This is a genomic window from Oerskovia flava (genome assembly GCF_026163685.1).
GTDB lineage: Bacteria > Actinomycetota > Actinomycetes > Actinomycetales > Cellulomonadaceae > Oerskovia_A > Oerskovia_A flava.
In genome coordinates, this window is the sequence record NZ_JAOXSR010000007.1 from 69,150 (window position 1) to 91,866 (window position 22,717).

The 22,717-nt window shown below is 72.2% G+C and carries 18 protein-coding genes; 9 read left to right on the forward strand and 9 right to left on the reverse strand.

Annotated features, from left to right (window positions below; translation table 11 throughout):
• The 9 genes from OHL10_RS12450 (at position 1) to atzF (ending at position 12,993) form a co-directional block, all read left to right on the forward strand.
• On the forward strand, positions 1 to 933 hold the full coding sequence (locus OHL10_RS12450) for an energy-coupling factor ABC transporter permease (protein ID WP_265522538.1): 933 nt from the start codon (positions 1 to 3) through the stop codon (positions 931 to 933).
• A gap of 171 nt (positions 934 to 1,104) precedes the next feature.
• On the forward strand, positions 1,105 to 2,367 hold the full coding sequence (gene urtA, locus OHL10_RS12455; protein WP_265522539.1) for an urea ABC transporter substrate-binding protein: 1,263 nt from the start codon (positions 1,105 to 1,107) through the stop codon (positions 2,365 to 2,367).
• A gap of 399 nt (positions 2,368 to 2,766) precedes the next feature.
• On the forward strand, positions 2,767 to 3,651 hold the full coding sequence (gene urtB / locus OHL10_RS12460; RefSeq protein WP_265522540.1) for an urea ABC transporter permease subunit UrtB: 885 nt from the start codon (positions 2,767 to 2,769) through the stop codon (positions 3,649 to 3,651).
• Entirely contained in the window at positions 3,648 to 4,775 is a 1,128-nt protein-coding gene (urtC, locus tag OHL10_RS12465) for an urea ABC transporter permease subunit UrtC (RefSeq protein WP_265522541.1), read from the forward strand. The genes urtB and urtC overlap by 4 nt, the downstream gene beginning before the upstream one ends.
• Positions 4,772 to 5,773, forward strand: a complete 1,002-nt coding sequence (gene urtD, locus OHL10_RS12470) for an urea ABC transporter ATP-binding protein UrtD (protein ID WP_265522542.1) — start codon at positions 4,772 to 4,774, stop codon at positions 5,771 to 5,773. Before urtC ends, urtD begins: the two co-directional genes overlap by 4 nt.
• The gene (gene urtE / locus OHL10_RS12475) at positions 5,773 to 6,465 is read left to right on the forward strand and encodes an urea ABC transporter ATP-binding subunit UrtE (RefSeq protein ID WP_265522543.1); all 693 of its coding nucleotides are present in this window, start codon (positions 5,773 to 5,775) and stop codon (positions 6,463 to 6,465) included. The genes urtD and urtE overlap by 1 nt, the downstream gene beginning before the upstream one ends.
• Before the next feature lie 88 nt (positions 6,466 to 6,553).
• Positions 6,554 to 7,246 carry a GntR family transcriptional regulator gene (locus OHL10_RS12480; protein ID WP_265522544.1) on the forward strand — a complete coding sequence of 231 codons (693 nt, stop codon included), beginning with the start codon at positions 6,554 to 6,556 and terminating at the stop codon, positions 7,244 to 7,246.
• 153 nt (positions 7,247 to 7,399) lie between these two features.
• The gene (uca, locus tag OHL10_RS12485; protein WP_265522545.1) at positions 7,400 to 11,104 is read left to right on the forward strand and encodes an urea carboxylase; all 3,705 of its coding nucleotides are present in this window, start codon (positions 7,400 to 7,402) and stop codon (positions 11,102 to 11,104) included.
• A gap of 83 nt (positions 11,105 to 11,187) precedes the next feature.
• The gene (atzF, locus tag OHL10_RS12490; RefSeq protein WP_265522546.1) at positions 11,188 to 12,993 is read left to right on the forward strand and encodes an allophanate hydrolase; all 1,806 of its coding nucleotides are present in this window, start codon (positions 11,188 to 11,190) and stop codon (positions 12,991 to 12,993) included.
• Positions 12,994 to 13,021: 28 nt separating this feature from the next.
• Here atzF and OHL10_RS12495 read toward each other — a convergent pair whose 3' ends face one another.
• The 9 genes from OHL10_RS12495 to OHL10_RS12535 form a co-directional block, all read right to left on the reverse strand.
• Positions 13,022 to 13,315 carry a WXG100 family type VII secretion target gene (locus tag OHL10_RS12495; protein WP_265522547.1) on the reverse strand — a complete coding sequence of 98 codons (294 nt, stop codon included), beginning with the start codon at positions 13,313 to 13,315 and terminating at the stop codon, positions 13,022 to 13,024.
• Positions 13,316 to 13,495: 180 nt separating this feature from the next.
• Entirely contained in the window at positions 13,496 to 14,272 is a 777-nt protein-coding gene (locus OHL10_RS12500; RefSeq protein ID WP_265522548.1) for an HD domain-containing protein, read from the reverse strand.
• Between the two features lie 55 nt (positions 14,273 to 14,327).
• Positions 14,328 to 15,929, reverse strand: a complete 1,602-nt coding sequence (locus OHL10_RS12505; protein ID WP_265522549.1) for a sensor histidine kinase — start codon at positions 15,927 to 15,929, stop codon at positions 14,328 to 14,330.
• Positions 15,926 to 16,678: a response regulator transcription factor gene (locus tag OHL10_RS12510; RefSeq protein WP_265522550.1), complete on the reverse strand. Its 753-nt coding sequence runs from the start codon at positions 16,676 to 16,678 to the stop codon at positions 15,926 to 15,928. Before OHL10_RS12510 ends, OHL10_RS12505 begins: the two co-directional genes overlap by 4 nt.
• Positions 16,679 to 16,746: 68 nt before the next feature.
• Positions 16,747 to 18,306, reverse strand: coding sequence for a glycoside hydrolase family 32 protein (locus OHL10_RS12515; RefSeq protein ID WP_265522551.1), 1,560 nt, complete (start codon positions 18,304 to 18,306; stop codon positions 16,747 to 16,749).
• Positions 18,307 to 18,382: 76 nt separating this feature from the next.
• Positions 18,383 to 19,849: a glycoside hydrolase family 32 protein gene (locus OHL10_RS12520; RefSeq protein ID WP_265522552.1), complete on the reverse strand. Its 1,467-nt coding sequence runs from the start codon at positions 19,847 to 19,849 to the stop codon at positions 18,383 to 18,385.
• A 10-nt stretch (positions 19,850 to 19,859) separates the two neighbouring features.
• On the reverse strand, positions 19,860 to 20,879 hold the full coding sequence (locus tag OHL10_RS12525) for a LacI family DNA-binding transcriptional regulator (protein WP_265522553.1): 1,020 nt from the start codon (positions 20,877 to 20,879) through the stop codon (positions 19,860 to 19,862).
• A complete protein-coding gene (locus tag OHL10_RS12530; RefSeq protein WP_265522554.1) occupies positions 20,876 to 21,787 on the reverse strand; it encodes a carbohydrate ABC transporter permease in 912 nt (303 codons plus the stop codon). Before OHL10_RS12530 ends, OHL10_RS12525 begins: the two co-directional genes overlap by 4 nt.
• The gene (locus tag OHL10_RS12535) at positions 21,784 to 22,665 is read right to left on the reverse strand and encodes a carbohydrate ABC transporter permease (protein ID WP_265522673.1); all 882 of its coding nucleotides are present in this window, start codon (positions 22,663 to 22,665) and stop codon (positions 21,784 to 21,786) included. The genes OHL10_RS12530 and OHL10_RS12535 overlap by 4 nt, the downstream gene beginning before the upstream one ends.
• Positions 22,666 to 22,717 lie beyond the last annotated feature (52 nt).

The following is a 22,717-nucleotide window of genomic DNA, read 5'->3' on the forward strand; positions in this document are numbered from 1 at the left end:
ATGCACGTCCCCGACCACTTCCTCAACGACCCGACGTCGGTGGCGACCGGTGTCGCCTCCCTCGCGGCCGTCGGCTACGCCGTCCACCGGGCGCGACCCGAGCTCACCCGGGACCGGGTCGTCCTGGCCGCCGCGACGACGGGCTTCGTCTTCGCGGTCCAGATGATCAACTACCCCGTCGCGGCCGGCACGAGCGGGCACCTCATGGGCGGCGCGCTCGCCGCAGCGCTGGTGGGACCGTGGCTCGGGATGCTCTCGGTGACGCTCGTGCTCCTGGTGCAGGCGGTGGTCTTCGCCGACGGCGGGCTGACGGCCCTCGGGACGAACGTCCTGCTCATGGCCGTGGTCGGCACCCTCGTCGGCTGGGCGGTGACCCGGGGAACGCTGCGCCTGGCCCGTGGTCGCGGCGCACCGTTCGCCGCCGGGGCCGGGGCGCTCGTGAGCGTGCCGGTCTCCGCCCTGGTCTTCGCGGCACTGTTCGCCGTGGGCGGGACCGTCGCGGTGCCGCTCGGCACGCTCGTGGCGCAGATGCTCGCGGTGCACACCCTCATCGGTGTGGGCGAAGCCCTCATCACGGTCGGGGTCGTCTCGCTGGTCTTCGCGGTGGCGCCGGGCACGGCCGTGCTCGACACGCGCGCCCGGGCCCACTCCACCCGCGCTGCGGCGACGCTCGGTGCGGGGGCGCTGCTCGCCGCCGTCGTGCTGTCCTCCTTCGCCGCCGCCACCCCGGACGGGCTGGAGGCGACCGCCGAGTCCGTCGGGTTCGCGGGCGCCGCCCGGGACCACGCCCTCGGTACGTTCCCGCTCGCGGACTACGGGGAGGTCGGCGAGATCTTCGTCGGCGTCGCCGGGCTGATCGGCGTCGCGCTGTGCGTCGTGCTCGCGCTCGGTGGGCTCGTCGGCAGCCGCCGCGCGCCCCGCGTCGTGACCTGATCGTGACCGTCGGACACGCACAGTTAACAGCACGGTGAGACTCGGCGAAACACGGCGTCCCTAGCGTCTACGTCAGTGGGCACAGCGTTGTATACGCCTCCGCGGCACACCCCCGCCCGGCACCCGCACCCCCCGCTCGACCTCTGCCGTCCCTGCCCGAAAGGACCCTCGGTGACTCCCTCACGCGCATCGACCCGCCTCCTCCCCGCAGCCGCCATCACCCTCGCGCTCGTCCTGTCCGCCTGCGGTGCCCGGACCGACTCCGGCGAGACCGACGGCGGCTCCTCGGCCGCCGCGGAGAGCTGTGTCGACACCTCCGGCGACTCCGTGAAGATCGGATTCCTCAACTCGTTGTCCGGCACCATGGCGATCTCCGAGCAGACCGTCCACGACTCCCTCCAGCTCGCCGCCGAGGAGATCAACGCCGACGGCGGAGTCCTCGGCAAGGAGCTCGTCATCGTCTCCGAGGACGGCGCCTCCGAGCCCACGACCTTCGCCGAGAAGGCCGAGAAGCTCATCACCAGCGACTGCGTCGCGGCCGTCTTCGGCGGCTGGACGTCCGCCTCGCGCAAGGCCATGCTCCCCGTGTTCGAGTCCCAGGACTCCCTGCTCTTCTACCCCGTGCAGTACGAGGGCCTCGAGTCCTCGCCCAACATCTTCTACACCGGGGCCACGACGAACCAGCAGATCGTCCCCGGGCTCGACTACCTCAAGGAGCAGGGCGTCGAGTCGATCTTCCTCGTCGGCTCCGACTACGTCTTCCCCCGCACGGCGAACAAGATCATCAACGCCTACGCCGAGGCGAACGACATCGAGGTGCTCGGCGAGGAGTACGCGCCGCTCGGGCACACCGACTTCTCCACCATCGTCAACAAGGTGAACTCCGCCGACGCCGACGCCGTCTTCAACACGCTCAACGGCGACTCCAACGTCGCGTTCTTCAAGGAGTACAAGAACGTCGGCCTCGGCCCGGACGAGATGCCCGTCGTCTCCGTGTCCATCGCGGAGGAGGAGGTGGGCGGCATCGGCGTCGAGAACGTCGAGGGCCAGCTCACCGCCTGGAACTACTACCAGACGATCGACAGCCCCGAGAACGCCACGTTCGTCGAGGCGTTCAAGGCCAAGTACGGCGAGGACCGCGTCACGTCCGACCCGATGGAGGCCGCGTACACGTCGCTGTACCTGTGGAAGGGCATGGTCGAGAAGGCCGAGTCGTTCGACGTCGCGGACGTCCAGGAAGCGGCCGGCGGCGTCTCGTTCGACGCCCCCGAGGGCTCGGTGACGGTGAACGGCGACAACCACCACATCGCCAAGACGGCGCTCATCGGCAAGATTGGCGCCGACGGACTCATCCACACCGAGTGGAGCTCGGGCGAGCCCATCGAGCCCGACCCGTACCTCGAGGGCTACGACTGGGCCGAGGGCCTCTCGTAGTCGGTCCCGGGGGCGGCCTTCGGGTCGCCCCCGGTTCGCCTCCGGGTCGCCTTCGGGGGCTTTCGGGTCGTCTTCGGCGATGGGCGGGGTGGGGGGGGCGGGGGGGGGGGGGGGGGGGGGGGGTGGGGGGTGGGGGGGGGGGGGGGCCCGGTTGCGCCGGGGGGGCTGGGCCCCCCCCCCCCCCCCCCCCCCCCCCCCGCCGGCCCCCCCCACCCCGCCCTCCACCTCTCCCGTCAGGTCACCTCGGGCCCGCTCGGCCCCGCTCGACCCTCGGTCGGTTCTGTGGGCCGGGTGTGCCGACGAGCGACCGCCGCCCTCCTCCAGAGACCGTCACCCCCACCGAGCACCACACGTACGAACTGTCCGTCCGCACGCACTCACCGGAAGGCGCGACGCCCCATGGATGTGCTCTTCTCCCAGCTGTTCGCCGGGCTCAGTCTCGGCTCGGTCCTGCTCCTCGCCGCTCTCGGTCTCGCGCTGACGTTCGGTCAGATGGGCGTCATCAACATGGCGCACGGCGAGTTCATGATGGCCGGTGCCTACACGGCCTTCGTCGTCCAGGGGATCTTCTCGAGCGCGGGGGTCTCCCTGCTCGTGTCGCTGCCGCTCGGGTTCCTCGTGGGTGGTGTGCTCGGCCTGCTGCTCGAGGCGACGCTCATCCACCGGATGTACCGCAGGCCGCTGGACACGCTGCTCGTCACCTGGGGTGTCGCGCTCGTGCTCCAGCAGCTCGCGCGGGACATCTTCGGTGCGCCGAACGTGGACGTGCGGGCACCGGCCTGGCTGAGCGGCGCGGTCGACGTCTTCGGGGTGGGCATCCCGAAGACGCGCCTGTTCATCCTGGCGCTCGCGATCGTATGCGTCGTCGCCCTGGCCCTCGTGCTCAAGCTGACGCCGCTCGGCCGCCGGATCCGCGCCGTCGTGCAGAACCGCGACCTCGCCGAGGCGAGCGGGATCTCCACCCGGCGCACGGACCGCCTCACCTTCTTCATCGGTTCCGGACTGGCGGGCATCGCGGGGGTCGCTCTCACGCTGCTCGGGTCCGTCGGCCCGACGCTTGGCACCAACTACATCGTCGACGCCTTCCTCGTCGTCGTCGCCGGCGGGATCGGGCAGATCAAGGGCACCGTCATCGCGGCGTTCGCGCTCGGCCTGCTGCAGGCGACCATCGAGTTCTCGACGACGGCCAGCCTCGCCAAGGTGCTGGTGTTCGTCGTGATCGTCATCTTCCTGCAGGTCCGCCCACAAGGACTCGTCAGCGTCCGGACGAGGAGCCTCGCATGACCACGATCCAGACCACCGTCGGTGGCCTCTACCGCTCGAGCCGGGCCCGAGCGGTCACGGGCTTCGGGGTCGCCGCGATCCTGCTGTTCGCCGTCGCGCCCGCCACCATGACGATGTTCCGTCTCGGCCTCCTCGCGAAGTTCCTGTGCCTCGCGATGGTCGCCGTCGGCATCGGCCTGGCCTGGGGGCGCGGCGGCATGCTGACCCTCGGGCAGGGTGTGTTCTTCGGCCTGGGCGCCTACATCATGGCGATGCACCTCAAGCTGGCCGACGCCGGACCCGGCGGTGTGCCCGACTTCATGATGCTCTACGGCTCCGGCGAGGTGCCGTGGTGGTGGGAGCCGATGCGCTCGCCTGTCCTGACGATCGTGCTCGTCGTCGCCGTGCCGACAGGGCTCGCGATCCTGCTCGGGCTCGCCGTCTTCACCCGCCGCGTGCGGGGCGCGTACTTCGCGATCCTGTCCCAGGCGCTCGCCGCGGCGTTCGCGATCCTCCTTATCGGCCAGCAGGCGACCACCGGCGGGACGAACGGGCTCAACGGCTTCCGGTCGTTCTTCGGCTACGACCTGTCCGACCCGCTCAACAAGCGCATGCTCTTCTTCATCGCGGCGGGCGCCCTGCTCGTCATGGTGGCGGTCGTGCGCCAGCTCATGCACTCGCGCTTCGGCGAACTGCTCGTGGCCGTGCGCGACCAGGAGAACCGGGTGCGGTTCCTCGGGTACGACCCCGCGAAGGTCAAGGTCGTCGCGTACGCCGTGGCGGCCGCGATGGCCGCGATCGGCGGTGCGCTGTTCGTGCCGATCGTCGGCATCATCTCGCCGGCCGACGTCGGGGTGGTCCCCTCGATCGGGTTCCTCATCGGCGTGGCCATCGGTGGGCGGGCGACCCTGCTCGGACCCGTCCTCGGGTCGATCGCCGTGAGCTGGGCGCAGACCAGCCTCTCGGAGAGCTTCCCGTCGGGGTGGATCTACTTCCAGGGTGCGCTGTTCATCCTCGTGGTGGCGTTCCTGCCCGGCGGACTGGCCTCCCTCGTGGGGAAGTGGCGCCGTCGGCGCACCACGCAGGACCCGCCCGACGGCGCCCCTCACCCCTCCGTTCCCGCGACCTCGGGGAGTGCAGCATGACCGACCGGACCGGACCAGACGTCACGCAGGACACCGCGCCACAGACCGCCGTACCGACCGCCCCGAAGCCCGAGCCGAAGCCCGCGCCCGAGCTGAGCGGCGACCTGCCGCCCGACCCGACGCTCGCTCCGGAGACCGGGCCGGTGCCCGAGACCGGGATCGAGGGCGACGGCCTCGACCTCGACGCGGCGGCCGCCGTGCTCGGCGACGACGAGTCGCGGTTCCGCCACGACTACCTGGAGGTGCGCGGGCTGCGCGTCGAGTTCGACGGGTTCGTCGCGGTCCAGGGGATCGACCTCACGGTCGTCCAGGGAGACCTGCGGTTCCTCATCGGCCCCAACGGCGCCGGGAAGACGACGATCGTCGACGCCATCACGGGCCTGACGAAGGGCACGGGGTCGGTGAAGTTCGGCGGGACCGAGCTCCTCGGCAAGAAGGTCCACACGATCGCGCGGGCCGGCGTCGGGCGCACGTTCCAGACGGCGAGCGTCTTCGAGGAGCTCAGCGTGCTGCAGAACCTCGACATCGCCGCGGGCTCGGGGCGGGGGCCGCTGAGCATGCTGCGGCGTCGGCGCGGGGTCCCGGAGGTGGTCGAGCAGGCGCTCGAGACGATCGGGCTCGCGCACCTGCGCGACGTGCAGGCCGGGATCCTCGCGCACGGCCAGAAGCAGTGGCTCGAGATCGGCATGCTCCTCGTGCAGGACTCCCGCCTGCTGCTGCTGGACGAGCCCGTCGCGGGGATGAGCCACGCCGAGCGCGAGCAGACCGGTGAGCTGCTGCAGCGGATCGGTGCGCAGCGCACGGTCGTCGTCGTCGAGCACGACATGGAGTTCCTGCGCAGCTTCGCGACGTCCGTGACGGTGCTGCACCTCGGTGCCGTCCTCTCGGAGGGCACCTACGCCGAGGTCCAGGCGGACCCGCGCGTCCAGGAGGTCTACCTCGGATCGGCGGGCGCCACGCGAGGCGCCCGTCGCGGTACGAGCCGGAAGGAGAAGTGATGCTCGAGATCCTCGACGTCCACGTGGGGTACGGGCGCACCATGGTGCTCCACGGTGTCGACGTGCACGTGCCCACCGGCGGCGTGACCGCCGTCCTCGGCCACAACGGGGCCGGGAAGACGACCCTGCTGCGCGCCGCCGTCGGGCTGCTCAAGCCGCGCAGCGGCCGCATCCTGCTCGACGGCGAGGACATCACCCGGCTCCCGACGTTCGAGCGGGTGCGGCGCGGGCTGGCGTACGTGCCGCAGGGGCAGCAGTCCTTCGGCGAGCTCACGGCGCGCGAGAACCTCCAGCTCGTCGCCGACACCCGCAAGGACGGCGCGCAGCGCATGGCCGACGCCATGGACCTGTTCCCCGCCCTCGCGGGGTTCCTCGGACGGCGCGCCGGCCTGCTCTCGGGCGGGCAGCGCCAGCAGCTGGCGATCGCCCGCGCGCTCATCACCGGTCCCCGGGTGCTCCTTCTCGACGAGCCGACCGAGGGCATCCAGCCGTCGGTCGTCACGGAGATCGAGGACGCCATCCTCGAGCTGACGGACACCGGCGACCTGTCGGTGCTCCTCGTCGAGCAGCACGTCGGCTTCGCGCTGGGTGCCGCCGAGCGGTACACGGTCCTCGAGTCGGGCCGGTCCGCGACCAGCGGCGCCGGGGGTGAGGAGGCCGAGGAGGCCGTCCGCGCGGCGATGGCGGTGTGAGCGCTCAGGTTCGGCGCACGATGCGCGAAGATGGCGGAGGGGCCCAGGACGTGGCGGACGGACGAGCAGGAGAACGACGATGGACATCGTGAGCGCACCGACGGCCGGCGCCCCACCCTCGCTGCGGGACGCGGTCTACACCCGTCTGCGGACCGAGATCCTCAACGGGCAGGTCGACCCGCGCGAGCGGCTCACGGAACCGAAGCTCAGCAAGTGGTTCGAGGTCTCCCGGACGCCGGTGCGCGAGGCGCTGTCCCGCCTGCTCTCGGACGGGCTCATCGAACGGACCGACTTCGGGTACGCCGTCGTCGTGCCGAGCCTCGCCGAGCTCCGCGACCTCTACGAGCTGCGGGTCACGCTCGAGCTGCGCGGCGTCGACCGCATCATCGAGAACCCCGAGCTGGGCTACGACACGGACGCGCTCTCGGCGGAGCTGGCCCGCTGGCACGAGCTCCGGGCGGAACCGCCGGAGCCCGACCCGAGCTTCGTCGTCCTCGACGAGCGCTTCCACACCGCCCTGTCCCGTGCGGCCGGGAACACCCGTCTCACCGAGGCGCTCGTCGCGGTCAACGAGAAGGTGCGCGCCGTGCGGATGTACGACTTCGTCGAGCACGAGCGGATCGGCATCACCATCGCCGAGCACATCGAGATCCTCGAGCTCGCGATCGCCGGCCGTCTCCCCGAGGCCCGCACGGCGCTGCACCAGCACGTCGGCGAGTCGCTCGCCGTCGTCATGGAGCGTGCCGCACGAGCCCTGTCGCGCATGGCGCTCGCGGGCTGACGGCCGCTCGGGCGCCGGTCGGGCGCCCGGCGTAACCGCGCGGTTACACGATGAGCGACATCGAGAAACACCGCCGCCCTAACCTCGCTGGATACCGGGGTGTATACACCCCCTCCCGCTCTGTGGGAGAGCTGTCCACCGCGAGGAGCGCAGATGTTCAACCCGCAGTTCGACACGGTGCTGGTCGCGAACAGGGGAGAGATCGCCTGTCGCCTCGTCCGCGGGGCTCGCGAGCTCGGGCTGCGGACTGTCGCCGTCTGCTCGACGGCCGACACCGACGCCCCGCACGTCCGCCTCGCCGACGAGGCGGTGCTCCTCGGCCCGGCACCCGCCGCGCAGAGCTACCTGGACGCCGAGTCGATCCTCGACGCCGCGCTGCGGACGGGGGCGGGGGCGATCCACCCCGGTTACGGGTTCCTCTCCGAGAACGCCGCGTTCGCGCAGGCCGTCGAGGCCGCGGGGCTCGCGTTCGTCGGACCGACCCCCGAGCAGATCCGCGTCTTCGGGGACAAGTCGAGCGCGCGGGACGCAGCCCGCGCGTGCGGCGCCCCGCTCGTCGCCGGGACGGGCGTCCTCGACGGTGTCGAGGACGCGCTCGAGCGCGCCGACGCCATCGGGTATCCCGTGATGCTCAAGGCCGTCGGCGGTGGTGGCGGGATCGGCATGCAGGCCTGCGCCGACGCGTCCGAGCTCGCCGCCGCCTACCTGCGCGTGGAGCGCCTCGCGACCTCCAGCTTCGGGTCCGGCGGGCTCTTCCTCGAGCGGTTCGTCGCCCGCGCCCGGCACCTCGAGGTCCAGGTGTTCGGCGACGGCGACGGCCGGGTCGTCAGCCTCGGCGACCGCGACTGCTCCCTGCAGCGCCGGCACCAGAAGGTCGTCGAGGAGGCGCCCGCGCCCGGGCTGCCGGACACGGTCCGCGCCCAGCTGCACGCCAGCGCGCGCGCCCTGGCGGCGTCGGTCGCGTACCGGTCCGCCGGCACCGTCGAGTACGTCTACGACGTCGAGCGGGACGAGCTGTCGTTCCTCGAGATGAACACCCGCCTGCAGGTCGAGCACCCCGTCACCGAGGAGGTGACCGCGGTCGACCTCGTCCACTGGATGCTGCGCCTCGCGCAGGGCGAGGCCGACCTCCTGGCGGACGTCCCGGCGTCGGGCCCGCCGGTGCGCGGGCACGCCGTCGAGGCGCGGGTGTACGCCGAGGACCCGCGTCGCGACCACCGCCCGAGCGCCGGACTCCTCACGCACGTGACGCTGCCGGATGCTGACAGCTCTGACGACGCCGACTGCCCAGGCGGTGGCATCCGGGTCGACACGTGGGTCGAGGCGGGCCAGGAGGTCACGAGCCACTACGACCCGCTGCTCGCGAAGATCATCGCCCACGGTCCCGACCGCCAGGCCGCCCTCGACGCGCTCGGGGCCGCGCTCGGCCGGGCACGCATCACCGGTCTCCAGACGAACCTCCCGCTCCTGCGCGCCGCGGTCGACGCGCCCGCGGTGCGTGCCGCGACGCACACGACCGGGACGCTCGCGGGCGTGCACGACGACGAGCCGTGGATCGACGTCCTCACCCCCGGGGTCATGACGACCGTCCAGGACTGGCCCGGCAGGCTCGGGCACTGGGACGTCGGCATCAGCCCGTCCGGGCCCATGGACGACCTGTCGTTCCGCGCCGGCAACCGCGCGCTGGGCAACTCCGAGGGAGCGCCAGGCCTGGAGTGCACGCTCACCGGGCCGCGGCTGCGGTTCAGCCACGACACGCTCGTGTGCGTCACCGGTGCACCCGCGCCCGTGACCCTCGACGGCACGCCGGTCCCGCAGTGGGAGCCGGTCGCGGTCGCGGCCGGGTCCGTGCTCGACGTCGGCGCACCGCACGACACCGGCCTGCGCACCTACGTGCTGGTGCGCGGCGGGCTCGACGTACCGTCCTACCTCGGGTCGGCGTCCACGTTCACGCTCGGTGGGTTCGGCGGGTACACGGGGCGGGCGCTCGCGCTGGGCGACGTCCTCGTGCCCGGTGCGGTCCCCGACGACGCCCCACGGCCGGCCCCCGTGCCGGACGCCGCACGTCCGGCGCTCGGCCACGACTGGGAGCTGGCCGTCCAGGAAGGTCCGCAGCCGGCGCCGTCGTACTTCACGCGCGAGGACATGGCCCAGCTCTACGCGACGACCTGGGGCGTCCAGTCGCACGCCAACCGGACCGGGATCCGCCTGACGGGACCAGCGCCCACGTGGGCGCGGCCGGACGGCGGCGACGCCGGGCTGCACCCGTCGAACCTGCACGACAACCCGTACTCGGTCGGCGCGCTGAACGTCAGCGGGGACACACCCATCCTGCTCGGGCCCGACGGGCCCAGCCTCGGAGGGTTCGCGTGCCCGCTGACGGTCGTCGCCGGGTCGCGGTGGAAGCTGGGGCAGATCCGGCCGGGCGACACCGTGCGGTTCGTCCCGGTCGACGACGACGGCGCCCGCCGGCTCCGGACCGACGACACCGTCCGTGCCCGGGCACAGGTCACCGGTCCCCGCACCGCGCCGACCGACGACGGGGTCCTCGGGAGCTCCGGTGCGCCGCAGGGGGGCGCACCGGGCACCGCGGCCCCGACGCGCCCGGCCGTCACCTATCTGCGGGGCGGCGACGACAACCTGCTCGTCGAGTACGGCGACCCGGTGCTCGACCTCGGGGTGCGGCTGCGCGTGCACGCGCTCGCCGAGGCCCTGCGCGCCGCCGCACCCCGCGGCCTCGTCGACATCACCCCCGGGGTGCGGAGCCTGCACCTGCACACCGACCCGGACGTCCTGCCCCTCGACCACCTCGTCGGGCTGCTCGCCGAGCTCGAGGACGACCTGCCCGGGTCCGACGACCTCGTCGTGCCCAGCCGGCGGATCCACCTGCCCATGAGCTGGGACGACCCGTCGATCCGCGACGCGATCGACCGCTACTCGGCGGGCGTGCGCACGAGCGCCCCGTGGTTGCCGTCGAACATCGAGTTCATCCGGCGGATCAACGGTCTCGAGTCGGTCGACGACGTACGGCGCACGGTGTTCGACGCGGAGTACCTCGTGCTCGGGCTGGGCGACGTCTACCTCGGCGCGCCCCTCGCCGTGCCGCTCGACCCGCGTCACCGCCTCATGACGACGAAGTACAACCCGGCGCGCACCTGGACGCCGTCGGACGCCGTGGGCCTGGGCGGCACGTACCTGTGCGTCTACGGCATGGAGAGCCCCGGCGGGTACCAGCTCGTCGGACGGACGGTGCCGATCTGGAGCGGGCACCGCCAGCGCGGCGTCTTCGAGCCCGGTGTGCCGTGGCTCCTGCGGTTCTTCGACCGGATCGTGTGGGAGCCCGTGAGCCCGGCCGAGCTCACCGAGCGCCGCGCCGCGTTCGCCGCGGGCCGGCTCGACGTCCACGTCGAGGAGGGCGAGTTCTCCCTGCGCGAGCACCTGGCCTTCCTCGACGAGAACGCCGACGACATCGCGCGCTTCCGGGAGCGGCAGGGGGTCTCGTTCGCGGCCGAGCGCACGGCCTGGGAGCTCGCCGGAGAGCTCGACCCCGTCGCGGCACAGACCGACCATGTCTCGGCACAGACCGACACGGTCGCCGAGGCCGACGGAGGACTCGACGTGCCCGACGGCCACCACGTCGTCCACGCCCCGATGGTCGGGAGCGTGTGGCGCCTCGAGGTGGGCCACGACCAGCAGGTGGCCGCGGGCGACGAGCTCCTCGTCCTCGAGGCGATGAAGCTCGAGCTGCGCGTCACCTCGCCCGTCGCCGGGCGCGTCGCACGCCTGCTGGTCGAGCCCGGGGAGCAGGTCCGCCCCGGGACCGCGCTCGCGCTCGTCGCGGCCGACGGCGGCGCATGACGCCGCCCACCGTCCCGCACCCCACGGACGCCGCCGGGTCTCCCGCGTCGCCCGTCGCACCGTCCGCCCGAGGAGGCACCCGCATGACGACCACGCACGACCTCACCAGCACCGATGGCCCCCACCTCGTCCGCGACGACACGCCCGGACCCGTCGTCGAGCGGGTGCACCGTGCCCTGGCGCGCCTGGACGAGGTGGATCGCCCGGAGGTGTGGATCACGCTGCGCGGTGCGCAAGACCTGCTCGCCGAGGCGGCCCGGCTCGACGCGCGGGTGCGCCGCGGCGAGGACCTGCCGCTCGCGGGCCTCCTGCTCGCGGTGAAGGACAACATCGACGTCGCGGGTCTGCGGACGACGGCCGGCGCGCCGTCGTACGCGACCGTCGCGGAGCGGTCCGCGCCGTGCGTCGAGCGTCTGGTCGCCGCGGGCGTCGTCGTGGTCGGCAAGACGAACCTCGACCAGTTCGCCACCGGGCTCGTCGGGGTGCGCAGCCCGTACGGGGCGGTGCGCCACGCGACGCACCCCGAGCGGGTGTCCGGCGGGTCGAGCTCCGGGTCGGCGGTGGCGGTGGCGCTCGGCGTCGTGGACCTCGCTCTCGGGACGGACACTGCCGGGTCAGGCCGCGTGCCAGCCGCCCTGCACGGGATCGTCGGCATCAAGACGACCCCCGGCCTCGTCCCGACCGAGGGTGTGGTGCCCGCTTGCCGCAGCTTCGACGTCGTGACGACCTTCAGCCGGGACGTCGCGCTCGGCCGCCGCGCGACGGCGATCATGACGGGCGGACGTCGGACCGCACCCGCCGACGCCCGTCTCGGCCTGCGTCAGGCCCCCGTCGTCGGGGTACCTCGGCCACAGGACCTCGAACCGCTCGAACCGGCCTACCGCGCGGCGTTCACCAACGTGCCCGCCCGCCTCGAGGCGCTCGGTGCACGTGTCGTGGAGATCGACGTGCAGCCGCTGCTGGCTGCCGCCCGCCTGCTGTACGACGGCGCCCTCGTCGCGGAGCGGTACGCGGCCGTGGGACCGGCCGTCGAGTCGGGCGCGCCTGACCTCGACCCGACGGTCGCGGCCATCATCCGCGCCGGACGCGACGTCCCCGCCCACGCGTACGTCGCGGACCGCGCCCAGCTCGACGCCGCGCGTGCGGTGCTCACCGAGCTGCTCGACGGCGTGGACCTGCTCGTCACACCGACGACCACCGAGCACCCGACCATCGCGGACGTCCTCCGCGACCCCGTCGCGATCAACGCGCGCATGGGGACGTACACGAACTTCGTCAACCTCCTCGACCTGGCGGCGGTCTCGGTGCCGGCGGGGAGCGTGGGCGCGGCCGGGACCGAGCGGCCGTTCGGTGTGACGGTCGTGGCGAGGACGGCGGACGACGACCTGGCGCTCGACCTCGCCGAGCGCTGGTGCGGCTCGGCGCCCGGCACCGCGGTGTCGCCGAGCACCGCGGTGTCGCCGAGCACCGCGGTGTCGCCGAGCATCGCGGTGGCGGCAGGCACGCCGGTCGCGCGTCTCCTCGTCGTCGGTGCGCACCTGCGGGGGCAGCCCCTGCACCACCAGCTCGAGGACCTCGGGGCGCGTATGGTCCGTCCGGTCCGCACGGCCGACGCGTACCGGCTCGTCGCGCTGTCGACGGTGCCGCCCAAGCCGGGTCTGGTACCCACGAGCCCGGGGGAGGGCGCCGGTGTGGAGGGCGAGCTGTACGAGCTGTCCGCAGGTGCGCTCGGGGCGTTCCTCGCCGCGCTGCCCGCACCCATGACGCTCGGACCCGTGACCCTCGACGACGGCGAGGTCGTCACCGGGTTCGGCTGCACGGCCGAGGCCGCGGACGACGGGCACGACATCACGCATCTCGCGTCGTGGCGGGCCTACCTCGCGTCGTGAGCCGCGAGTCCCGTGCCGGTCACCGACCTCAGCGGGTGGTGAAGAGGCGCGAGGCCTGTGACTCGGCGTCGGCGTAGGTCTGCGCGGCGGAGCCGAGCGCGGCGGTGATCGCGTCGAGCGACGTCTCGACCTGCGTCTGCGTCGTCTGCCACTGACCCATCACCCCGGTGAAGGCGGTCGCGGCGCCGCCGCGCCAGCTCGACTGGAGGTCCTGCAGGTGCCGCATCATGGCACCGACCTCGGCCCGGATCGCGGTCACCGACCCGTTGACGGCCCCGCTGGCCTGCGCGACCCGTGCGCTGTCGACCTCGTACCTGCTCATGTCGCTCCGTCCTGGCCACACCCGTCGCGGGTGCCCCTGTGTCGTGGCGAGGTCGGGGTGTCCCGGCCTCGTAGCAACGACGGTAGGGGAGGAGGGGACGTGCGTGCCGGGCGCCGAGAGCAACCTGTGGACAACCACGTCCGTAGGACGTCTGTGGACCGGCGTGCGCCGGTGGCAGGGTCAGCCGCTCGTGGACGCCTGTTCTGGCGTCGTCGGCTGCGCCTCTGTCTGCGCGGCCTCTGTCTGCGCCGCTGCCTGTGCCTCGAGCTTGCGACGGGCCTTGTGCAGGCGCTGCAGCTCGGCATCGAGGTTCTGTCGGGCGGGTTCCTCCCACGCCGCTCCGAGCGGGCTCGAGAACAGGCTCGCCCGGTCCAAGAGCTTGGTGAGGATCGCGATGCGCGCGGTGACGTAGCGGTCGTCGGGGATGTGCGCGTACTCGCTGCGCACGTCACGCAGGTACTCCTTGTACCGCTGGGGCTCCGAGGCGAGCATCGACAGGTCCGCGTCGCACAGCACGGCGCAGTCGAAGTCGGTCGGGTCGGGAGCGTGCCGCACGAGTGCGTTGACGAGGTGGGCCACGCGGCGAGCCGACGCCTCGGGGACGCCGAGCGCCGTCAGCTCCTCGAGCGCGAGGCGGGCGCTCGCCGTCTCGTCCTCACCACCCTTGTGGGAGTAGGCGGCCTTGTCCTTCGCGTCGAACACCGCGCCGTGGTACCAGGCGGCGAGCCGGACGAGGTCGGGGTCGTGGGTCTCCTCGGACAGCTCGTCGACCCGGCCGAGGACCTCGGCGAGGTGGCGCAGGTTGTGGAACGAGCGGCCCGGTTGGTCCCAGCGGTCGAGGAGCTGCTGCCCGACGGCGCGGATCTCGTTCGCGGGAGCCGTGGCCCCTGCGCCGACGCAGCTGCGCGTCCAGGACGCGAGGAACCATTGCGGTGCGTCAAGACTGGTGACGCCCATGAGTTTGCCTTTTCGACGGGAACAGGTGATCTATCGGTGTGTCGCTCTCTCGAGCCTACGTCCAGCGAGCCGACGATCCGCCATCGTAGTCCGCCCGGGGCAGCCGGACGGACACCGTGAGCCCGCCGCCGTCGGTCGCCTCGACCGACACCTTGCCCTGGTGCGCCCCGACGATCGCGGCGACGATCGCCAGACCCAGCCCGGACCCGCCCGACGACCGGTTGCGCGAGGAGTCGGCGCGGTAGAAGCGCTCGAAGATCCGGGAGGCCTGCTCTGCGGACACGCCCGGACCGTGGTCGCGGACCTGCAGGACGGCGAAGCCCTCGTCGTCGGCACCTCTCCCTTCCTCGGTGCCGTCGCCGACGACGATCTCCACGGGAGACCCGGCGGGGGTGTGGCGCGCGACGTTTCCGATGAGGTTGGCCAGGACCTGCCGGAGCCGGTCCTCGTCGCCGGTCACCCGCACCGGGGCGGGGGGACCGCCGTCGGGCCCGGTCACGGTGACCTCGCGCTCCGGGTCGAGCGCGTGCAGGTCCTGGGCGGAGTCGCGGGCGAGCGCCAGAAGGTCGACGGGCTCGTGGCGCACCGGGCGGCCCTCGTCGAGCCGCGCGAGGGCCAGCAGGTCGTTGACGAGGGTCCCCATGCGGGTGGCCGAGTCCTCGATGCGACCCATGGTGTCGTCGACCTTCTCGGGGGTGTCGAGCGCGCCCATGCGGTAGAGCTCGCCGTACCCGCGCACGGTCGCGAGCGGTGTGCGCAGCTCGTGGCTCGCGTCCGAGACGAACCGCCGCATCCGCTCCTCGGACGCCTCCTGGGCGGCGAACGCCTGCTCGATCTGCGCGAGCATCGCGTTGAGCGACGCGGCCAGGCTGCCGACCTCCGTCGTGGGCGGCGCCGGGCGGACACGCCGGGCGAGGTCTCCTGCCGCGATGCCCGCCGCCGTCTCCTCGATCTCGCGCAGCGGACGCAGCGCGCGCTGGACGGCGAGGAACGCGACCGCGCCCCCGATGAGCGCGATGCCGAGAGCCGACACGGCCAGGACCTGCCCGAGGAACTTGACCGTCTCGTGGATCCCCGTGAGCGGTAGCGCGACGAAGGCGCTGTCCACGGTTCCCGTCGTCGTCGACCGGGTGAGCGGGATGACGCGCCACTGCGTCGGGTCGGTCGGGGCGCCCAGCGGGGAGGACATCGAGTCGACGGTGAAGGGCTCGCCGTCCAGGGCTCGGATCTCCGCTTCGGAGAGCGCGGGGATGTCCGGGGTCCCGTAGCGCTCCACGGTGCGTTCCGTCCGCCGCTCAGCCTCCGAGCCACCGGCGAAGCGGTACAGCACGAAGTAGTCCGAGGGCATGCTCGCGGAGCTGCCCGGGAAGGTCTGGAAGGGCTTGTTCGCGAGGTCCTGCGCGGTCCGTGAGAGCTGCTCGTCGACCTGGTCCACGAGGTAGTTCGAGACCACGGTCGTCGTCGCGAGCGCGGCGATGCCCTGTCCGGCGACGAGGAGGAGCACGATGATCGCGACCAGTCGTGCCCACAGGGGGGTGCGGTCGAGCCTGCTCCAGCGTGACGGGACGGGCCTGCCGTAGGGGCGCTGCATCGTCGGGCCGGGTGGGGGTGGTGGTGGCGGGTGCGTCGTCGTGGCCCGGGTGGTCGGCGCGCTCATGGCCGTGCGGCGCCGCCGGTCGCGCCGGGGGGCTGGCGCAGCAGGTACCCGACGCCGCGCTTGGTGTGGATGAGCGGCGTGACGGGAACCTCGCCGCCGTCCGGGCCCGGCACGGTGAGGTTGTCGATCTTGCGCCGCAGGTAGGAGATGTACGACTCGACGATGTTCGCGTCGCCGCCCCAGTCGTACTGCCACACGTGGTCGAGGATCTGCGACTTGGAGAGCACCCGGCCGGAGTTGAGCATGAGGTAGCGCAGCAGCTTGAACTCCGTGGGGGACAGGTCGACCTCCTGGCCCCCACGGCGCACCTCGTGCGAGTCCTCGTCGAGCTCGAGGTCTGCGAAGCGCAGCACCGCGTCGTCGACGGGCTCGGCGTGCGTACGACGCAGCACCGCGCGGATACGGGCGACGACCTCCTCGAGGCTGAACGGCTTGGTCACGTAGTCGTCGCCGCCGACCGTGAGGCCCTGGATCTTGTCCTGGGTGTCGTCGCGCGCGGTGAGGAACAGGACCGGGGTGTGGTGGCCCTTCTCGCGCATCCGACGCGTGACGGTGAACCCGTCCATGTCGGGGAGCATGACGTCGAGGACCACGAGGTCGGGCTCGACGTCGCGCACCAGGGCGAGCGCGCTCGCACCGTCGTCTGCCGCGAAGACCTCGAAGCCCGCGAACCGCAGGGACGTCGAGAGCAGCTCACGGATGTTGGGCTCGTCGTCGACGACGACCAGGCGCGCCTCGGGTGTGCTCATCCTCCCAGTGTGCGCGCGTCGTCTGGTAGTCGCCTGGGAACGTCCTCGGCCCGGGCTGACCTCGAGAGCTAGACCGCCGTGCCGAACTCCCGGATCGTGATCCCGGTGAAGCTCGCGGGGCCACCGTCGGTGTAGAACGAGATGCCGGTGTCCGACGCGGTGAAGTGCACCTGCTGGGAGAGCACCGTGTGCCCGGCGTTGACGAACACCTCGACGCTCTGGGTGTCGACGAAGATGCGCAGGTGCACCGAGCGGGCGTTCGCGTCGATCGGCGCGGCGGCGCGGGTGTAGGGCACCAGCGAGAACACGCCGAGGTCCGAGGGCCCGCGGTCGACGTACAGCTCGTCGCCGTACTTGCCGATGTTCGTGTGGCGGGAGCCGTCGGCGGACCGGCCGACGGACACACCGACGTTCGTCGCCGCGTCCCACGCGATGTCGAGCTCGAGCTCGTACGCGCGCCCGTTCCACGGCAGGACCGTGCTGCCGTCGACGGTCCGGTCGGGGAGCGTCGTCGTCGCGGTGGCGTAGGCGGCCAGCGCCTCGACGGGGCTGCTGAGCAGGCTGTACCAACCGCCCGGCTGCCGGTCGAGGCGCAGCTCGCGGACGATCGAGTTCTGACCGTTGTAGCCGTCCGTCGCATCGGTGGGGACGTCGCGGGCGGCGTACTTCCAGTTGTTCATCCAGGCGATCGCCAGACGGCGCTCGTCCGGTGCGTCGGCCTTGGGCCACGTCACGGCCCCGTACCAGTCCCAGCCCCAGTCGAGCCACTGCGGCGTCAGGTCGTCCGCGATGAACTGCTCGCCGTCCCAGGTGCCCGTCCAGTAGGCGTAGGTCATCGGCAGGCCGACGCCGTAGGCGTCCATGCTCGCGCCGAGCACCCAGTGGCGGGTGCCGTCGTCGGCGGTCATCTCGAACAGGTCGGGGCACTCGATGCCGCCGAGCGCGGTGTTCGGGAAGTCGAAGTTGCGCTGCAGCTGCCAGTCCCGCAGGTTCGGGGAGGTGTAGAACGCCGCGTAGCGCGCCCGCCCGATGACGCACACCCACTCGCCGCGCGTCACGTCCCAGTGGATCTTCGGGTCGCGGAACCACTCGGCGTTCTCGATCTCCGCGGGGGTCGTCGCGGTGCGGCCGTCGACGTTGACGATGACCGGGTCCGGCAGCGCGGTGAAGGTGTAGCCCCCGTCGGTCGACCAGTAGAGGTACTGCTCCTGGTACCTGCGGACGCCGTCGGTCGGTTGCGTCGCGAGGGCGACGACGGCCCCGGCGCCGAAACCGGCCGTGTCGGCCGTGTCGACGACGGCCGATCCGGACCACACGGGGAAGTCCGGCTGCAGGGGCATCACCGCGCCGTGGTGCGTGAAGGACACACCGTCGGCGGTCGTCGCGTGGTCCCAGCCGCCCGGGCCGTTGTTCTGGTCCGAGTGCAGGTAGTACAGCTGGTAGGCGCCGTTCGTGGTGACCGGCCGCTGCGGGTCGCAGAGCCAGCCCGAGGGTGGTGTCATGTGGTACCTCGCCCGCAGCGAGGTCTGGGCCTGCGCTGCGACGGGGAAGGCCCCGCCCATGAACAGGGCGAGCGCCCCGACTCCTGCGCCCTGCAGGACGGTCCGTCGTGAGATGCCATGCGTCATCGCTGATTCCTCTCGGTTGCGCGGGCGCGCCGGTGCGCCCGCCTCGGTCTGTCGGCGGTGCTAGGGGTGGCTCGCCTCAGGCGAGCGCGTCGGCTCGGTCGGCGAGGACGGGTGCACCCGCTCCGTCCGGGACGGGGACGTCGACCGCGGTAAGGGTGACCGGGCTGTGCCGCTCGGTGTCGAGCGTCATGGTCGTGGAGCCGCTGCCCAGCACGACGAGGTTCGACACGGTCGACTCCCCGTCGTTGACGAACACCTCCAGCAGCGGCCCGTCGAGGCTCAGCAGCAGCCGCGCGGGCGCCGCGGCGTCGAGCGCGACCGTGCTCGACCAGGGGAAGTCGGGATGCACCGACTCCGCCGCGCTGCCGCTCCGCGTGATCCGGAGCGTCCCGGACCCGGGCGTGTGCTCGACGTCCACCCGTGCGTCGCCCTCGCCCTGCAGCCCGAGCCGGAGGGCCCCGGTCGACGCAGGGTCCCACCGGAGCTCGACGAGCGCGTGGTCGCTCAGTGCGACGTCGCGGGGTTGCGCGGCGCCGAGCACGGTGGTCCGGGTCGCACGGGCCAGGTGCGCCCGGACGAAGCCCGGCGGTTCCTGCACGAGGCGCGGTGCGCCCTCGATCGTGCGCAGGGAGAGCCGACGGGGCAGGGACATCGCGCCCCGCCACGGCGCCGAGGGGAACGTGTCGGCGTAGCGCCAGTTGCTCATCCAGCCGAGCATGATCGCGGCCCCGCCCGGAGCGCCGTCGAAGGTGACGCCCGCGTAGAAGTCACGGCCGTGGTCCAGCCGGACGAGCCGTGGCTCGTCCGCCGTGAACCTCACCCCGTCGAAGTGCCCGACGACGTAGCTCATCGACGAGCCCTCGGGGTCGGCGTGGTCACCGACCGGGTTGGTGCTGAGCGTGAGCACCCACCGGACGTCGTGCGGGTCGCCGTCGACGGCCAGCGGGATCAGGTCAGGGCACTCCCAGACGACGTGCTCGTCGCCGAGCGGGCCGAAGGTGCTCAGGTGCTCCCACGAGCGCAGGTCGTCCGACGCGTAGAACAGGACCTGCCGGTCGTCGGCCTCGACGCAGAGCATGATCCACCGGACGCCGCCGGCGTCGTCGGTGACGCGGACGACCTTCGGGTCGCGGAACGCGCTCGTGCCGCGGTCGAGCACCGGGTTGTCGGGGTCGAGCTCCCAGGTGAAGCCGCCGTCGCGGCTGGTCGCCCTCGACTGCGCCTGGTGGTCGTCGTCGTAGGCGCTCGTGTAGTACGCGGTCAGCAGGTCCTCGTCACCGGGCCGCGGCGCGACCACGGAACCCGAGTAGATCTGCTCGCCGGGCAGGTAGGGCAGCGCCACGGGATGCTCGGTCCAGTGCTCCAGGTCGGTGCTCGTGGCATGGCCCCAGCTCATGTTGCCCCAGTGCGAGCCCTCCGGGTTGTGCTGGAAGTACAGGTGCCACAGGCCGCGGTGGACGACGAGCCCGTTGGGGTCGTTCATCCAGTGGCGCTGGGGCGCGAAGTGGAACGCGGGTCGCGGTACCCGAGGTGCGGTGCGCACGGTCGTCACCTCAGATCGACTGTCGCCGGACCGGCGGGCAGGCGATGCGCTGGGGACGCGCGTCGTCCGCGGCCTGGCGGCCGAGGAGCACCCGGACGCCGGCGGCGCCGAGCTCGTAGTGGGGGAGCGCGACCGTCGACAGCGGGGGGCGCAGGTGGGCGGCGATGACGTCCTGGTTGTCGAAACCCATGACGGCGACGTCGTCCGGGATGCGCAGACCGTGATCGCGCAGGCCGTCGTAGAGCCCCATCGCGACCCGGTCGTTGTGGCAGAACACGGCCGTCGCGCCCGAGTCGACGATGCTGGCCGTCGCGGCGTACCCGCCCTCCTGCTCGGGCGCGGCGGGAAGCACGAGCGACTCGTCGACGGCGACACCCGCGGCCTCGAGCGCGGAGCGGTACCCGGCGAGGCGTCCGCTCTGCGCCGGCGAGGGCGTCGTCGTGTTGATGAACGCGATCCGGCGGTGGCCGGCCGCGAGCAGGCCCTCGGTCGCCGTGCGTCCGCCCTGCTCCTCGTCGGGGACGACGGCGGGCAGGCCGCTCCCGTCGGCGAAGCAGTTGACCAGCACCGTGTCGGTCTGGTGCAGGGCTTCGGGGACGACGATCTCGCGGTGGTACCAGGTCGAGTAGAGGATCCCGTGGACCTGGTGCTCGAGCATCATGGCGATCGCCTCGACCTCGGCCGCGGTGTTGCCGTCGGTGTTGGCGACGAGCAGGACGTAACCGTGCTTCCACGCCTCGTCCTGCGCGCCGTGGATGATCTGACCGGCGAACGGGGTCGTGGCGATCGCGTCCGCGACGAGGCCGATGAAGCGCGAGCTCCCGCGCGAGAGCGTCTTCGCGAGCGCGTTCGGCCGGTACCCGAGCTGGACGACCGCCTCCTGGACCCGGCGTCGGGCGTCGTCACCGATGCGTGCGCCGGGCTTGTCGTTCACGACGTGCGAGACGGTCGCCACGGACACGCCCGCGACCTTGGCGACGTCACGCATCGTGACGGGCGCGCCGTTCTTGCCGTGCTCCGAGGCCTTCATCCCTTGGTCGCTCCGCTCTCGAGACCGTTGATCATCGCCTTGTTCAGGACGAGGAACACCAGCAGCAACGGTGTCACCGTGACGCATACTGCCGCGAAAGTCGCCGTCCAGTCAGTGTTGCCCATCGCGCCGATGTAGTTCTGCAGGCCGAGCGGGATGGTCTTGAGCCCGTCGGAGAGCACGAAGGTGTTCGCGAAGATGAAGTCGTTCCAGATGAAGATGCTGTTGACCAGCACGACCGTGACGATCGTGTTCAGCGACAGCGGGAACGTGATCTGGGCGAAGATCCGGTAGGGACCTGCCCGGTCGAGGGACGCGGCCTCGTACATCTCCCGGGGGATGTACTGGTAGAACGACGAGAACAGGTAGACGGCCATCGGCAGCGAGAACGCCGCGAGCGGGATGATCATCGACAGGTGCGTGTCGAGCAGCCCGACGCGCGAGTAGTCGATGAACAGCGGCACGAGCGCGATCTGGACGGGCACGATGATGCCGAGCAGGAACAGCGCACGGACGAACCCGCTGAAGCGGAACCCGAGCACCTGGAGGGCGTAGGCGGCCATCATGCCCGCGACGACGATGAGGGCGCTGGCTCCGAGCGTCACGACGAGGCTGTTGAGGATGTTCAGCCCGAGGTCGCCCGTCGCGAAGGCTCTCGCGTAGTTGTCGAGGGTGAACTCGGACGGCAGCGCGAACGGGTTGCCGGACGCGAAGTCCGTCGCCGTGCGGAAGCTCGTCAGGAAGAGCCACGCGAGCGGGTACACCTGCACGATCACGATCAGCACGACCGTGACGGTCAGCAGCGTGCGCTGCACCTGGTGCCTCGAGGAGCGGACCGGGGCCCTGCGCGGGCCCGGCTGTGCCGGCTGCGCGGGGGTGGCCGGCGCGGTGAGGACGGGGGTGGTCACGAGTCGTCCCTTCGACGGAGCAGGAGGAAGATGAGGCCGACGGCGACCAGGCACTCGACGACGATGAAGACGGAGATCGCGCTCGCGTAGCCGTAGTCGGTGTGGACGAACGCCGTCTTGTACATGTAGGTCGTCAGCAGCTCGGACGCCTGGCCGGGGCCACCGTTGGTGAGCAGGTAGGGGATGTCGAAGCCGCGGAGGGCGAACGTCGTCGCCATGACCGTGGTCGTGATCCACACGGGCCGGATGTAGGGGAAGCGGATGCGCCAGAACACCTTCCACCACGAGGCGCCGTCGAGGCGTGCGGCCTCTTCGAGCTCGCGCGGCACCGCGATGAGGGCCGCGTAGATGATGAGCATGTAGAGCCCGGTGAACCGCCAGCCTTCCGGGACGGAGACCGCGGCCAGCACCGTCTGCACGTTCGAGAGCCACGCCGTCTGCAGGCCTTCCAGGCCGACCCACCCGAGGATCTGGTTCAGCAGCCCGAGCGGTTCGAGCGAGTAGATGCGCAGGAACAGGAAGGCGATCGCGACGGTCGAGATCACCGCGGGCAGCAGGTAGAGCGTCTTGACGAGCTCGCGCGCCCGGGGGAGCGCGGTGAGCAGCGCTGCGACGACCAGCGCGCCGCCGAGCTGCAGCACGAGGCAGATCGCCAGGTAGCCGAGCGCGTTCCCGAACGACGTCCAGAAGACGTCGTCGCGGGTGAGCATCTTGACGTAGTTGTCGAGCCCGACGAACGTCATGTCGGTGATGCCGTCCCACCTGTACAGGCTCAGGACCAGCGACTGCACGATCGGCAGCAGCACCGCGGCGCCGTAGAGGAGGAGCGGCGGCACGAGGAACACTGCCACGGAGAGCGCGGACCGACGAGGGAGCATCGACGTCCTCATCGGCGTCCGCCGCCGGGGCGGACGCGGACGCGCCTCGCCC

Excerpts from the sequence above, each read along its gene's own strand:
- OHL10_RS12450 (WP_265522538.1), top strand. The coding sequence starts at position 1 with ATGCACGTCCCCGACCACTTCCTCAACGACCCGACGTCGGTGGCGACC.
- urtB (WP_265522540.1), top strand. The coding sequence starts at position 2,767 with ATGGATGTGCTCTTCTCCCAGCTGTTCGCCGGGCTCAGTCTCGGCTCG.
- urtC (WP_265522541.1), top strand. The coding sequence starts at position 3,648 with ATGACCACGATCCAGACCACCGTCGGTGGCCTCTACCGCTCGAGCCGG.
- urtD (WP_265522542.1), top strand. The coding sequence starts at position 4,772 with ATGACCGACCGGACCGGACCAGACGTCACGCAGGACACCGCGCCACAG.
- urtE (WP_265522543.1), top strand. The coding sequence starts at position 5,773 with ATGCTCGAGATCCTCGACGTCCACGTGGGGTACGGGCGCACCATGGTG.
- uca (WP_265522545.1), top strand. The coding sequence starts at position 7,400 with ATGTTCAACCCGCAGTTCGACACGGTGCTGGTCGCGAACAGGGGAGAG.
- atzF (WP_265522546.1), top strand. The coding sequence starts at position 11,188 with ATGACGACCACGCACGACCTCACCAGCACCGATGGCCCCCACCTCGTC.
- OHL10_RS12495 (WP_265522547.1), bottom strand. The coding sequence starts at position 13,315 with ATGAGCAGGTACGAGGTCGACAGCGCACGGGTCGCGCAGGCCAGCGGG.
- OHL10_RS12500 (WP_265522548.1), bottom strand. The coding sequence starts at position 14,272 with ATGGGCGTCACCAGTCTTGACGCACCGCAATGGTTCCTCGCGTCCTGG.
- OHL10_RS12505 (WP_265522549.1), bottom strand. The coding sequence starts at position 15,929 with ATGAGCGCGCCGACCACCCGGGCCACGACGACGCACCCGCCACCACCA.
- OHL10_RS12510 (WP_265522550.1), bottom strand. The coding sequence starts at position 16,678 with ATGAGCACACCCGAGGCGCGCCTGGTCGTCGTCGACGACGAGCCCAAC.
- OHL10_RS12515 (WP_265522551.1), bottom strand. The coding sequence starts at position 18,306 with ATGACGCATGGCATCTCACGACGGACCGTCCTGCAGGGCGCAGGAGTC.
- OHL10_RS12525 (WP_265522553.1), bottom strand. The coding sequence starts at position 20,879 with ATGAAGGCCTCGGAGCACGGCAAGAACGGCGCGCCCGTCACGATGCGT.
- OHL10_RS12535 (WP_265522673.1), bottom strand. The coding sequence starts at position 22,665 with ATGCTCCCTCGTCGGTCCGCGCTCTCCGTGGCAGTGTTCCTCGTGCCG.